The organism is Streptomyces cinereoruber, assembly GCF_009299385.1.
GTDB classification, from domain to species: Bacteria; Actinomycetota; Actinomycetes; order Streptomycetales; family Streptomycetaceae; genus Streptomyces; species Streptomyces bikiniensis.
This window is the reverse complement of record NZ_CP023693.1, coordinates 3,333,096-3,344,798: the sequence shown is the minus strand read 5'-3', so window position 1 is coordinate 3,344,798 and position 11,703 is coordinate 3,333,096. Positions and strand designations below refer to the sequence as shown.

Below are 11,703 nucleotides of genomic sequence, written 5' to 3'. Positions count from 1 at the left end.
CCGATGCCGAGCCTGCCGCCGCCGCGCACCACCGAGCTCTTCTACGACGGCGCCTGGCACCCCGTCAGCGTGCGGGAGGCCGACGCCGTCACCATCACCCGCGGCCTCACCGGCAAGGGCACCCGCGCGGAACCGACCGCCGCGACCATGCGGCTCGGCAACCGCCACGGCGAGGTGTCCGCGCACGACCCGGCGGCCCCGCTGTACGGGAAGATCGGCCGCAATACCCCGATCCGGGTGAGCGTGGACGCGGGCCGCCCGTACCTGCTGCTGCCGGGGGACACGACCTCGGCACTCACCTGCCCGGACTCGCCGGACCTGGCCGTGACCGACCTCGACCTGCGGATGGAGATCGCCCCCGAGGACTACACCGCAGGCCAGGAGCTCGCCTCGCGCAGCGTCGGCGGCCAGTACTCCTGGGCCTTGTGGCTCACCACCAACGGCATGCAGCTGTACTGGTACCCGGACGGGACCGCGGGCAGCCAGATGGCCGCCGGCACCGGGCAGGTGCTCTCTGCGGGGCCCGGGCACCGCATGGCCCTGCGCGTCGTCCTGGACGTCGACACCGGCTCCGGCCGTCACGGCGTCCACTTCTACTGGGCGCCGCGCATCGACGCGGCCGTGTGGCACCTGCTGAGATCCACTACCTACCCCGGCACCACGGCCGTCTACGACGGCACCGCCGGGCTGCGGCTCGGGCACTTCCCCGGCCACACCGGCCCTGGGCTGAAGGGCCGCTTCTACGCCTTCGAGCTGTGGGACGCGGCCACCAACACCCGCAAGGTGGCCCTGGACTTCACCGGGGCCGTCGCGGGTGCCAGCAGCTTCACTGCCCCCGACGGCCGGGTATGGACGACGGCCGGCGCCGCCACCCTGTCCAACCGGCATACGCGGCTGGAGGGGGAGGTGCCCGCGTGGCAGCCGGAGCGCCACATCTCCGGGGCCGACTCGACGGTGCCGATCACCCCGGCCGGGATCCTGCGGCGGCTGGGCACGGGGAAGAAGCCGCTGCCGTCCGCGCTGCGGCGGGCCATCACCTCGCTGGGCCCAATCGAGTGCTGGCCGCTGACCGACGGCGTCTCCGCGACCTCGGGCGCCCCGCTCGTCGGGACCGCCCCCGCCCTGTCCTCCGGCGGTCTCAGCCGCTTCACGTGGGGCGCGGGCAGCCTGAACGAGTGGACCGAGAAGGTGCTGCGCGTCGACACCGGCGCGGCCAGCGACATGACCGCGGACTGCCCCCCGTCGGCCACGGCCGTGAACGAGTGGGCGGTCGACTGGGTCCGCGCCGGCACCGGGAACCTGGAGGTGATGCGCCTCTACGACCGCGGCACCGGCAACGGCAAGCTGCGGTGGACCGTGACCGCGGACAGCGCGGCCAACAAGATGTCCGTGTGGGTCGACCAGATCGAGCTGGAGACCGGCTCCTACCCGGTGGACGTCACCGACGCGAACATCTTCGACGGCCGGCCCCACCACATCCGGCTCCACACCTGGATGTCGGGCACCGACCAGCGCTGGGCCCTCCACATCGACGGCGTCAACCGGGTGAGCGCCTACGTGACGACGCCCGGCACCGCGCTGGAGGTCGTCCAGTACACCGCGCTCCTGGGATCGTCGGGCTCCGGGGCGGTGTCGCTGGGGTACGTGACCTACTGGGGCGCCGCCCCGCCCTCGTCCGCATCCCTGTACGGGGCCCTGACCGGGCACGTGGGAGAGCCCGCCGGGCGGAGGATCGCCCGCGTCTGCGGCGAGCAGGGCGTCCCCGTCGTGGTCAGCGGCGACCCGTTCGACACCGAGCCGCTCGGCATCCAGAGCATGGCTCAGTTCCTCGACGTCCTGGAGGCCGGGAGCAAGGCCGACATGGGCCTCCTCCTGGACCGCCGCGACGCCCGCGCGCTGCTCTACCGGACCCGCCGCTCCCTCTACACCCAGGCCCCCACCGTCACCCTCGACTACGCCCAGGGCCTGATCAGCGGCGAGTTCAAGCCCATCGACGGCGACCGCCTCACCCGCAATGTCATCACCGTCAAGCGGGCGGAGGGCTCCGAACACACGGCCACCCTCACCACAGGCCGGATGTCGGTGCAGGACCCGCCCGCTGGCGTCGGCGAGTACGAGGAGGAGGAGACCGTCTCGCTCGCGGCCGATGAGCAGACCGTCGGACAGGCCTGGTGGCGGCTGCACCTGGGCACCCACGAGGGCCTGCGCTACCCGCAGGTGACCGTCGACCTGGCCAATCCGCGCGCCTACCAGCTCGCCGCCCAGCTCCTGGCGGCCGACGTCGGCGACATCCTGCGGCTGGAGAACCTTCCGGCCGAGTACGGGCGCGGGCCGGTCGACCTCCTCATCCGCAGCTACACCGAGGAGATCGGCGACCGGGCCTGGAAGATCACGTTCACCTGCGACCCGGGCCGCCCCTGGACCGTCGGCGTCTACGACACCCCGGCCCACGGGAAGTACGACACCGCCGGCTCCCAGCTCACCACCGCGGCGACTGCCACGGACACCACGCTGCTGCTCACCCCGACCATCGGCCTGCCCTGGACCACGGACCCGGCCCAGTTCCCCATCGACCTCCAGGTCGGCGGGGAAGTCGTGCGGGCGAGCGCCATCCGGGGCGTGATCGCCGACTCGTTCGGGCGCGTCGAGGCGTCGGGGTGGGGCACGGCGGAGTCCGGGCAGCCCTGGACCCGCTCGGGCGGCACCGCGTCCGAGTACCTGGTCACGGGCGGCGTCGGCGTGCACGCCACCGCCGTCCGCGGCGGCCTGCGCGCCACCACCGTCCCGGTCACCGTCGCCGACATCGACCTGCGGGCCGACGTCTCGATGGCCGTCGTCCCCGCGGGCGGCACCGCCGAGATCCACCTGATGGCCCGCCGGGCGAGCACCTCCGACTACTACACGGGCCGCCTGCTCGTCGCGGCCGGCGGGGCGATCACCCTGTCCCTGCGGAAGGTCGTCGGCGGCACGGAAACGCAGCTGGCGGCCTTCTCGACGGGCCTGACCCTCGGCGCGGGCAGCTGGTACACCCTGCGGCTGTCGGTCCAGGGCACCGCGCTCGCGGCCAAGGTCTGGCCCCGGGGCACGCTGGAGCCGCCGTGGCAGGTGACGGCAACCGACGGGAGCCTCACCACTCCCGGGGTCGCCGGTATCCGTACCGTCCTGGGCTCCACCACCACCAACCCCCTCCCGGTCAACTTCAGCTTCGACAACGTCTCCTCGACGCCGCAGCAGGCGACCGTCACCCGCTCCGTCAACGGGGTCATCAAGCCGCACGGCGCCGGGGCCGCCGTCTCGCTCGCCCACCCCGCCGTCTACGGACTCTGAGAGGAGGCCCCCGTGCCCGACCCGATCGCCTACCCGGGCCAGACCATCCCGGCCGCCCACATCAACAGCCTGGTACAGCCGCATGTCCAGGCGCTCGTCAGCGCGTTCACCGTCCCGACCGGATCGTCCACCTACACACCCGTGGCCTTCACCGGCACCCTCTCCGGCAACCACTCCGGCATGTGGGCACCGGCCCAGGCCACCCGCCTGGTCGCCCCGACCGCCGGCGTCTACCTCATCCACGGCGGCATCACCTGGCCCGGCTCGCTCAGCACCGCGGACGCCCGCGGCGAGATCCGCGCCAACGGCGCGGGCACCCCCGCGCTGGGCACCCGCGTGGGCACCCAGCGCGGCAGCGCGGGCAACATGCAGGTCACCGCCACCGGAGTCGTCACGCTGGCCGCAGGCGGCTACATCGAGCTCCACCTCAACACCCAGAGCGGCTCGAACATCAGCGCCGTCGTCACCCTCGGCATCACCCGCATCTCTGCCACCTGACCCGGAGGTACCCATGCCCGCATTCCCCGGCTTCGACCAGGCCGGTGTTGCCTACGACATCCAGCTGTGGCACCCCGAATGGGGCCCGACCCACATCTCCGTCGGCATCCCCAGCTACCCCGCGAACGTCTTCGACGACCAAGCCGTGGACGTGCTGATCCGCCAGTTCGCCGCCGACCTCCTGCCGACGATGAACGGAGAGAAAATCCTCGACATCACCCGGCTGGAGACCCACGCCGAGACGTGGCGGCCCCCCGAGCCGGAGCCCGAGCCGACCCCCTGACCCCGCCCGCACCCACCCCGCCCCGGCGCCACCACGGCCCGGGGCTTCGTCGTTCCTGGAGGACCCATGGCCGCACCACTGTCCGCCACCCGGCTCCTGGCCGCGCTCCGTGCCGAGGGCTGCACGGTCGTCGAGCACCCCGGGTGGTCCAGCCACAACCGCAACCACAAGGGCCCCTTCGGCCCGGTGCACGGCGTGATGATCCACCACACCGTCACCAAGGGCACCGCCACCACCGTCCGCATCTGCCACGACGGGTACGCGGGCCTGCCGGGGCCGCTGTGCCACGGCGTGATCGCCAAGGACGGCACCATCCACCTGCTGTCCTCCGGTCGCGCGAACCACGCCGGCCTCGGCGACGACGACGTCCTGGACGCCGTGATCGCCGAGCGCCCGGCCCCGGCCGACGACGAGACCACCACGGACGGCAACCGGTACTTCTACGGGTTCGAGTGCGAGAACCTCGGCGACGGCTGGGACCCGTGGCCAGCCGTCCAGCTGGAGGCGATCGAGCGCGCGGCGGCCGCGATCTGCCGCGCGTACGGCTGGGGCGAACGGTCCGTCATCGGACACCTGGAGTGGCAGCCCGGGAAGTCCGACCCGCGCGGCTTCTCCATGGGCTCGATGCGGGCGCGGATCGCCGAGCGCCTCGACCGCGTCGCGCCGGAGCCGCCGAAGAAGCCGACGCCGCCCGCGCCCAAGCCCGCCCCGGTCAAGCGCCCGCCGTTCCCCGGCCGCGCCGCCTTCGCCCTCGGGCAGTCGAGCCCCGCGATCGAGCAGCTTGGCCGCCAGCTCGTGAAGCGCGGATTCGGGCGGCACTACCGCGTCGGCCCGTCCCGGCAGTGGGGCGAGGCCGACCGCAAGAACGTCGCCGACTTCCAGCGCTCCCGCGCCGAGCTCCGCGGCGACGCCGACGGCTACCCCGGCCCCCTCACCTGGCACCTGCTCTGGTCCTGAAAGGCACCCCACCATGTCCGACGCCGCCAAGCGCACCGTGCGCACCGTCCTCCAGACCGCCCTCGGCATCGCGATCGTCCTGCCCGCGATCGTCTCGGCGGCCGGCATCCCCCAGGCCCTGCCCTGGGTCGCCGGCGCCCTCGCCGTCGCGGGCGCCCTCACCCGCGTGATGGCCCTGCCCGGCGTCCAGCGGCTCCTCCCGTCCTGGCTCCGCACCACCGAGGCCCGAGACCGTACGGTGACCCTGAACCTCGGCCACCACGGCGACGACTTCTCCGAGTTCTTCAAGAAGGCCGTGCAGCGCCGGGACGGGGAGGACGGCCGCCCGTGACCACCGGCATACCGGGCCTCGACAGCGCGGCCGCCATCGCGGCCGCCCTCGTCGCCCTCGGCGGCGCCGCCGCCCTCCTCTACCGCTGGACCCGCAGCCTCCGGCAGTTCCGCCGGCGCATAGGCCAGTTCTTCGACGACTGGTTCGGCGTGGAAGGTCGCCCCGGAGTCCCCGAGCGCCCCGGGGTCATGCAGCGCCTCGGCTCCCTCGAGGAGAAGGCCGCCGACATCAAGCACGAGGTGCGGCCCAACTCGGGCGGCAGCCTCCGGGACGCCGTCGACCGCGTCGACGCCCGTACCAAGCACCTCGACAAGCCGTGACCGCGCCCTCTCCGCTCCGGCGGAGGGGGCGGTTTCGTCGTATCCGGGGTCAGTCCTCGGGGTGCGAGACGAAGGTCCCGAGACCGACCTCGGTACGGACCCGGCCCTCCGCCTTCAGGTGGGCGAGGACTTTCTGCGCAGTGGACGCCGCGACCCCGAACTCGGCGGACAGCTCGACCACGGAGGGGACCCGGGCATCAACGGGGTACGTGCCGTCGGCGATGCGCTGCTCGATCACCGCGACAATCTGCCGCCACACAGGGCGGGTCCGGTCCAGGTCGGTACTCATCCGGTCGACGCTAGGTAGCTGCGGTGTACCGTGCGACCGCAGTATGGTGCGGTAGACCCCGGTAGACCACACTGGGGAGAGAACAGACCCCCGCGACCGTGCGACCGGTCCGGGGGTGCGGACGAACCCTCGGGAGGTCTCGTCATGACCCACGCTACCCAGCCCCCCCCACCCCGTACAGGGCCCACGGTGCTGCGGCCGGACTGCCAGTTCGACGAGCACAAGTGGTGCAAGCCCGGCGCGGTCTACGTCGGCACCACCGAGGTCTTCCCGGCGAAGCGCTGTGACTGCCCCTGCCACAAGGGGGCCGAGTCGTGAAGCGCTGCCAGGCCTGCGGGTACGTCATCGACGGCGAGGCCCGCGAGGAAACCCCCGTATCCACGTCCGGCGCCCGGCCCACCGTGTACTGGCACCAGACCGCCGCCGAGTGCACCGCCGCGAAAGACCAGCGGCTCGTCTCCCCGGTACAGCGCCAGCTCCGGCGCCTCTGATCCCCTGCTCGTCCGTGGTCACGGCGGACCACGGCCGAGCAGGCCCAGACCGCCCCGGCCGGCGTCCCCCGTCGCCGGCCGGGGCTACTGCACGAGCTCCGGGAGGGGGACGCCGACAGCGTGCGCGATCTGGAGCAAGAGGCCGAGCCCCGGGTCGGATGTGCCGTACTCGATGCGGTGGATGGTCTTGTGGTCGACGCCGCAGAGGTTGCTGAGCTCGACCTGGGACAGGTTCGCGTGTTCACGGGCGGCGCGGATGCGGGATCCGATCGCCTGGCGGCGGCTGAGGACCCACGCAGGCTGTTCGGAGGGCATCCCTCCAAAGTCCGGCGACCATGATCATTCTGTCTTTACCTGACAAGGTAAAAAGTTTGATCTTGGAAGGGTTCGGGGAGTACCCGTAGACGTGCCTCCAGGGGCACACGAGCGCGAGCCCCGCCTGCGATGATGCCGCGGGCGGGGCTCGCTCATTCAGGCCTTCGCGCGGGCCGCCCACCGCCCGTACCAGCCCATGAGCTGATACGTCGTGGAGACGCCCAGGGAGGCCTTTGCCTCCGTGAGCTCCGCTGCCAGGGTGCGCGGGCTGATTCCCACCTCCCGTGCGGCCGCGCGGGAGTCGAGGCCCGCGTCGAAGAGGGCCAAGATGTCCAGCTGCCGCGGCGATAGCCGTATGTCGCCAGCTTCCGCGAGCGCCTCCGACCACCACCGAGCCCTCTCCCAGAGGCGGTCGAATCCGGCTCGCGCCCATGCGACCGTCGCCCGATCGCGGACGTGCCATCCGCTGTGCGATTCCGTACCCGCGATCACGTGATCGTCGATGAAGAGATTGTCGTTGTCGATGATGACCATGCGTTGCTCGCGCGACGGGGAGACCTTGATCTGGCCCCCGGCCTCCATGAAGGCATCCGCGTACTCCCGCGTTGCCTCGTCCATGAGCGCTGCGAGGCCGTACACCAGGCGCATGCCGATGCGCCCGCTCCAGAGCAGGGCCAGGCTCCGGTCGCTCCCCAGCTGGCGCGCGCCCGCGTTCCGTTCGGCGGGCGGCGTCGGCTGCACGCTGCAAATCTCCGCCGTCGCGAGCGCGGAGACGGACCCGAGCCGGTCGTTCACCTGCGCCATGGTGGGCAGCAGCTCGGAGCCTGGGCCCCCGTACAGCCGGTGAGCCTCGAAATGGGCGTAGAGGCCCTCGATGACGGGCACCTGCCGCATCCGTTCCAGGCTCCGGGCGAGCGCTTCCTGCTCTTCGGCGAGGAGCCGCTGCGCGGCCGCTCGCGGGTCGATCGCGACCCAGCGAGTGATGTCGTACGGGTCTCGGACGACGAGCCCCCTGTCCGCCAGTCGGCGAGCGCTCTCCTCGTCGGCCGACCCTCCGCCGGCGATGGCCTTGTAGGCCACCTGTTCCTCCGGTGACAGCGGCTGCTCGGCTATCCCGTTGTGCGTTTGCACGATCCCACCCCTTCGCAGCGCGTTGCGATTCGTCGCATCGCGTGATGTTGCAGCGCCCCAGGTCTAGATCCTGGCATAGGCGCGTGGCACCCTCGTAGGGAACGAGAGATACGTAAGCTTGTTCGAAGAAAGGGCTTCCTGTGACTCGAATCAAGGTGATCAAGGCGCTCGCCGCTGCGGCGCTCGCCGCTGCCGCAGTGGCCGTCCCGGTATCTGGCGCGACTGCGGCCGACGAGGAGCGTGTCACCTCGACGGAGGGCGACATCGGCTGGGGTGCCCCGCCGGCCTCTCCGACGCCGACCGCGTCCGTTCCGCCTGCCGCTCCGGCCGGTGACATCGGCTGGGGCTGAGCGGGTACGCGCACCGGTAGTCCCCCTAGGCGTGCCGGCCTCTGCACCTGGTGACCCCCCGGACGGGTCCGGCACAAAAGAGCGGGCCCCCCGACCATGATGCGGTCGGGGGGCTCGCCGTCTTTGTGCCCTTGACCTGGGCGGACAGCATGATCATTTAGGGGGGATTTAGGGGGCGCCGCACCCCGCGAACCCCCCTGAAGACCCTCTGAGTCCCTGTGAACGCCCCGCCCCTGATCAGTCGATATAGCCTCTGACCAGGGGCGGAGCGGTTCTACCAGCGTGCCCCCGGCAGGATTCGAACCTGCGACACCCGCTTTAGGAGAGCGGTGCTCTATCCCCTGAGCTACGAAGGCGGGGGCTTGGGGGACCTCGGAGGAGATCCAGGGGTGGATCTTCGGCGAGGAGGCCAAGCCCGTCGGTCGGACGCGAAGCGGATCCCGTCGGGGGGCATCGCCGCCCGGCGGGAGCCGTGCCGACGGCCGACCAGGGAACAGGGTAGCGGATGGGCGTCCGGCCGGGGGGCCGCGTTCCCCAGGACGGCTCGTGGGGCTGGGGTGACCTGTGGTTTTGGTGGGACGGCCGGGGATGGCGTGGAGTCCCGCCGCGGTCGGTCCGGCGGGCGTCGGCGGGGCGGTGAAGACGCCGTCGGGTTCGCCCTCGGGGCGCTCGTCGTGGAGGCCGCAGTGCGAAGCCCGCGGCAGGGGCTCGGAGGGAAAACCTGTGACAGGGGGTGCTTGTAGGAAAAGATGGGTGGTGGCATGTATGGACCGGCCGCCGAAGATCGTCAAGGGTTGACCGGTTGACGGCGTTCCACGAGAGCGGGTCGATGCCACGGCGGAGCCGCCGTGCACGGGGAAGGAAACTGATGGCCTGGGATGAATGGGAGCAGCTCAAGTCGGAGGCCGCGGGGCAGCGGTCCACCGGGATGCAGCTGAACCGCGTGCCGGACGAGAGTCCCGGCGGCGCGCCTCCCGGCGGTGACCTGAAGGCCGACCAGCAGGACCTCGCCGCCGTCGGCGACTCGGCGTTCCGGCTCTTCGACAACCTGGGCAAGTACGGCCGCGACGCCTGGTCCGTCAGCCAGTCGGCCGCGAGGGACCTGAGCACGCAGGGCTTCGCCCTGGGCGGCGCGCTCGACCACGTGCAGGAGCGCTGGGAGAAGCAGCTCAAGACCCTGCTGGACGCCTGCGCGCACATATCGAACCGCATGGACTTCACGCAGAACGCGCACGCCGGCGACGAGCACTACGTCTACGGGATCGTGAGCAGCATCGCGACGCTGGACGAGGGCTTCACGGAGAGGACGCAGCGCTGATGGACCTCGAAACGCTGCGACAGGGCAGCTTCGGGCAGCTGAGCCAGGCCATCACCGCCTGGAAGGGCGTGGTGGACAAGCTCAAGACCCTGGAGACCGACGCCCGGGACGACCTGAAGGCGAAGGCCGACAAGGCGAACTGGGCCGGGGTGAACGCCACGGTCTCCCGCGAGTTCATCACCAAGACGGCGGGCGAGTTCGCCGACGCCCACACGCAGGCGAAGAGCATCCACGACATCCTCAAGGACACCCACGACGAGCTGGTGAGCTACAAGCAGCAGCTCGAGCAGGCGCTGGAACGCGGCCGCAAGAAGAACCTCACGGTGGCGCAGATACCCGGCGGGTTCACCGTGACGATGATCATCCACCCGGACCGGGCCGCCAAGGGCCACGAGGTCCCGGACCACTCGCCCCAGGACGCCGAGCACCTGCGCGACGACATCCAGGTCATCCTGGACCGGGCCACCGAGAGCGACTCGACCGCCGCGACCGTCCTGCGCGCCCTCGTCGACCAGGCCGGGGCCGGTTTCTCGGGCGCCGAGTACGGCGATCGGGACTCCGCGATCGACGCCCTGCGCAAGGCCGAGGAAGCGGCCAAGCTGTTGAAGGAGAAGGGCGACGAGATGTCGCCCGAGGAGTTCCGGAAGCTGAACGGGCTCCTCGCCTCGTACCGGAACGACCCGCTGTTCCAGGAGAAGTTCGCCACGCAGGTGGGGCCGAAGGCGATGCTGGAGTTCTGGGCCGACCTGTCGAGCCCCGACAGCACCAAGGACCTGACCCGGACCCAGCTCGCCCAGCTCGGCGACTTCCAGAAGAACCTCGGGTTCGTCCTCGGCGGCGCCACCCAGTCCGACAGCCCCGCCATGCGGCAGTGGGAGAACGACATGGTCAAGCTGGGCGGCGAGCGGTTCCACACGCGCACCGGGGACGCCTACGGCTTCCAGATCATGAGCAACCTCATGCGCACCGGCGACTACGACGACCGGTTCCTCAACAAGTACGGCAGCGAACTCGTCGCCACCGAGCAGAAGATGAAGATCCCGGACCGGTTCTACCTGATGGAGCCGTCCCTGAAGATGAACTTCATCGGGGACGCCGAGTTCGGCCGCGATCCGATGACCGGCTTCATGACAGCGCTCTCCAACAGCCCTGACGCAGCTACGCAGTTCTTCAACACGACGGAACCTCAGGACAACGCGAAGTGGGTCTTGAAGGAGCGCCCGTCGTTCGACGACTCCCCCCTGAAGGACGGCCCGAACGAATCCCTGGACGCCACGGGCAAGGCGATGTTCGCGGCGGTGTCGGGCGCCACCGGGCCGGACGCGCCCAAGTCGGAGTTCGGGGAGCACCCCCCGGAGCGGCGCGAGGCGATGAAGCGCACGCTGGACATCCTGGCGAGCACGGGCAACGACTTCCCGGCCGAACTGCGGGACGACATGGCGTACTCCATGGGAAGCCACAGCGACTGGGTCCACAAGTCGATGAGCAGCCCTCTCGTCAAGCACGAGCTCGACTCCGGGCAGCTGATGGAGGTCAGCAAGCAGATCTCCAGAAACCAGGAGTCGTACACCCTCCTGAACAAGCAGATGCACGGAGCGATAGCCGCCGACATCTACACGGAGAAGACCCATCCGGAGGACAGCCTGGACAGGGCGGGGCGCACCATCGGCTTCCTGGAGGAAGCCCGCTACCAGGCGACGAACGACGAGAAGGGCGAGAAGCTCGCCGACGCCTCGTGGGAGAAGGCAGGGAGGTACCACGTGATCGGCGGCCTCGTCACACCATGGCACCCGGCCGGCGACGCGGCCCAGCGCGTGGTGGACCTGATCACCTCGAAGATGCTGGAGGACGAGCAGAACCGGATCAACGCCGATGCCACCAGCGATCACACCAAGACCTATGAGAACCGCAGGTTCGAACTGCAGAAGCTCGCGGACATCTGGTACCAGGAGAACAAGGAATGGGCGGAGGACCCGACGCACGAGGGATTCTCGAAGGAGCACGGCGTGTACGCCCAGATCGAGGGCTCCGCGAACGACGGCAACAAGAAGGCCGAGGGAGTGGCGGGCGTCCAATGACGGGGTCAACACGTC

The 11,703-nt window shown here is 70.9% G+C and carries 13 protein-coding genes, 1 tRNA gene and 1 pseudogene; 11 read left to right on the top strand and 4 right to left on the bottom strand.

The annotated features are described in order from the left end of the window. Nucleotides 1-3 precede the first annotated feature (3 nt). The 6 genes and pseudogenes from CP977_RS14780 (at nucleotide 4) to CP977_RS14755 (ending at nucleotide 5,716) form a co-directional block, all read left to right on the top strand. A complete protein-coding gene (locus tag CP977_RS14780) occupies nucleotides 4-3,327 on the top strand; it encodes a hypothetical protein (protein ID WP_152370251.1) in 3,324 nt (1,107 codons plus the stop codon). Nucleotides 3,328-3,339: 12 nt separating this feature from the next. Beyond that, nucleotides 3,340-3,825, top strand: a complete 486-nt coding sequence (locus CP977_RS14775) for a hypothetical protein (RefSeq protein WP_152370250.1) — start codon at nucleotides 3,340-3,342, stop codon at nucleotides 3,823-3,825. A 13-nt stretch (nucleotides 3,826-3,838) separates the two neighbouring features. Beyond that, a complete protein-coding gene (locus tag CP977_RS14770; RefSeq protein ID WP_152370249.1) occupies nucleotides 3,839-4,108 on the top strand; it encodes a hypothetical protein in 270 nt (89 codons plus the stop codon). Between the two features lie 66 nt (nucleotides 4,109-4,174). Continuing rightward, nucleotides 4,175-5,065, top strand: a complete 891-nt coding sequence (locus tag CP977_RS14765) for a peptidoglycan-binding protein (protein ID WP_152370248.1) — start codon at nucleotides 4,175-4,177, stop codon at nucleotides 5,063-5,065. 13 nt (nucleotides 5,066-5,078) lie between these two features. Next, a pseudogene (locus CP977_RS14760) lies at nucleotides 5,079-5,288 on the top strand (hypothetical protein); the annotation flags it as partial. 104 nt (nucleotides 5,289-5,392) lie between these two features. Further along, nucleotides 5,393-5,716 carry a hypothetical protein gene (locus tag CP977_RS14755; protein ID WP_152370247.1) on the top strand — a complete coding sequence of 108 codons (324 nt, stop codon included), beginning with the start codon at nucleotides 5,393-5,395 and terminating at the stop codon, nucleotides 5,714-5,716. Between the two features lie 49 nt (nucleotides 5,717-5,765). Here CP977_RS14755 and CP977_RS14750 read toward each other — a convergent pair whose 3' ends face one another. Next, entirely contained in the window at nucleotides 5,766-6,005 is a 240-nt protein-coding gene (locus tag CP977_RS14750) for a GntR family transcriptional regulator (RefSeq protein ID WP_152370246.1), read from the bottom strand. 144 nt (nucleotides 6,006-6,149) lie between these two features. Between CP977_RS14750 and CP977_RS34075 the strand changes: the two genes are divergently transcribed. Both CP977_RS34075 and CP977_RS34070 read left to right on the top strand, forming a co-directional pair. Continuing rightward, nucleotides 6,150-6,323 carry a hypothetical protein gene (locus tag CP977_RS34075; protein ID WP_167308922.1) on the top strand — a complete coding sequence of 58 codons (174 nt, stop codon included), beginning with the start codon at nucleotides 6,150-6,152 and terminating at the stop codon, nucleotides 6,321-6,323. Continuing rightward, a complete protein-coding gene (locus tag CP977_RS34070; RefSeq protein WP_167308923.1) occupies nucleotides 6,320-6,496 on the top strand; it encodes a hypothetical protein in 177 nt (58 codons plus the stop codon). Before CP977_RS34075 ends, CP977_RS34070 begins: the two co-directional genes overlap by 4 nt. 84 nt (nucleotides 6,497-6,580) lie before the next feature. On the opposite strand, the gene CP977_RS14745 is transcribed toward CP977_RS34070, so the two are convergent. Beyond that, entirely contained in the window at nucleotides 6,581-6,811 is a 231-nt protein-coding gene (locus CP977_RS14745; protein ID WP_152370245.1) for a helix-turn-helix domain-containing protein, read from the bottom strand. Nucleotides 6,812-6,967: 156 nt separating this feature from the next. After that, nucleotides 6,968-7,942 (bottom strand): helix-turn-helix domain-containing protein, encoded by a 975-nt coding sequence (locus CP977_RS14740; protein WP_152370244.1) that lies wholly within the window; start codon nucleotides 7,940-7,942, stop codon nucleotides 6,968-6,970. 140 nt (nucleotides 7,943-8,082) lie between these two features. Here CP977_RS14740 and CP977_RS14735 point away from each other — a divergent pair, with 140 nt between their 5' ends. Further along, nucleotides 8,083-8,292 (top strand): hypothetical protein, encoded by a 210-nt coding sequence (locus tag CP977_RS14735; RefSeq protein WP_152370243.1) that lies wholly within the window; start codon nucleotides 8,083-8,085, stop codon nucleotides 8,290-8,292. Nucleotides 8,293-8,575: 283 nt separating this feature from the next. Here the strand turns inward: CP977_RS14735 and CP977_RS14730 are convergent. Further along, a tRNA-Arg gene (locus CP977_RS14730) sits at nucleotides 8,576-8,648 on the bottom strand. A gap of 512 nt (nucleotides 8,649-9,160) precedes the next feature. Here CP977_RS14730 and CP977_RS14725 point away from each other — a divergent pair. Both CP977_RS14725 and CP977_RS14720 read left to right on the top strand, forming a co-directional pair. Next, the gene (locus tag CP977_RS14725; RefSeq protein WP_062754655.1) at nucleotides 9,161-9,610 is read left to right on the top strand and encodes a hypothetical protein; all 450 of its coding nucleotides are present in this window, start codon (nucleotides 9,161-9,163) and stop codon (nucleotides 9,608-9,610) included. Next, nucleotides 9,610-11,688, top strand: coding sequence for a hypothetical protein (locus tag CP977_RS14720; protein WP_062754657.1), 2,079 nt, complete (start codon nucleotides 9,610-9,612; stop codon nucleotides 11,686-11,688). Before CP977_RS14725 ends, CP977_RS14720 begins: the two co-directional genes overlap by 1 nt. Nucleotides 11,689-11,703: the final 15 nt, after the last annotated feature.

What these genes read in the sequence shown, in the direction of transcription:
- CP977_RS14780 (WP_152370251.1), top strand. Translation starts at nt 4, where the DNA reads ATGCCGAGCCTGCCGCCGCCGCGCACCACCGAGCTCTTCTACGACGGC.
- CP977_RS14770 (WP_152370249.1), top strand. Translation starts at nt 3,839, where the DNA reads ATGCCCGCATTCCCCGGCTTCGACCAGGCCGGTGTTGCCTACGACATC.
- CP977_RS14765 (WP_152370248.1), top strand. Translation starts at nt 4,175, where the DNA reads ATGGCCGCACCACTGTCCGCCACCCGGCTCCTGGCCGCGCTCCGTGCC.
- CP977_RS14750 (WP_152370246.1), bottom strand. Translation starts at nt 6,005, where the DNA reads ATGAGTACCGACCTGGACCGGACCCGCCCTGTGTGGCGGCAGATTGTC.
- CP977_RS34075 (WP_167308922.1), top strand. Translation starts at nt 6,150, where the DNA reads ATGACCCACGCTACCCAGCCCCCCCCACCCCGTACAGGGCCCACGGTG.
- CP977_RS14745 (WP_152370245.1), bottom strand. Translation starts at nt 6,811, where the DNA reads ATGCCCTCCGAACAGCCTGCGTGGGTCCTCAGCCGCCGCCAGGCGATC.
- CP977_RS14725 (WP_062754655.1), top strand. Translation starts at nt 9,161, where the DNA reads ATGGCCTGGGATGAATGGGAGCAGCTCAAGTCGGAGGCCGCGGGGCAG.
- CP977_RS14720 (WP_062754657.1), top strand. Translation starts at nt 9,610, where the DNA reads ATGGACCTCGAAACGCTGCGACAGGGCAGCTTCGGGCAGCTGAGCCAG.